The organism is Alishewanella longhuensis (assembly GCF_014653435.1).
In the GTDB taxonomy this organism is placed as follows: Bacteria; Pseudomonadota; Gammaproteobacteria; order Enterobacterales; family Alteromonadaceae; genus Alishewanella; species Alishewanella longhuensis.
The window spans coordinates 6,831-7,190 of record NZ_BNAO01000003.1 but is presented as its reverse complement, the minus strand read 5'-3'; positions in this window follow the sequence as shown (position 1 = coordinate 7,190).

Sequence of the window (360 nt, the reverse complement as noted above, 5' to 3'; positions counted from 1 at the left end):
GGTTTAATGCACCGGTCTTGAAAACCGGCGTAGGTTAATAGCCTACCGAGAGTTCGAATCTCTCTCCCTCCGCCACTTTTTCTTAAAAAACCACCTTACGGGTGGTTTTTTGCTTTTAGCCCTCCCGGTTTTTTAGCCAGATTAATTTGTTGCTACAGCGCTAGTGAGCTAGGCCGTAACGGCTTCGAAAAGGCTGAAAGCAGCTAAAATGCAATGATCTGCCTTGGCTAAGGAGAATAGCTACAGCAAAATTGTTGAAAATAACAGCTTGTTGCCGAAAATCTCAACAAACAGCTAAAAACCACAAAATTAGTGCTTTACAACAGGCCGGTAACTTCTTTAATATGCCGTCCACAGCGC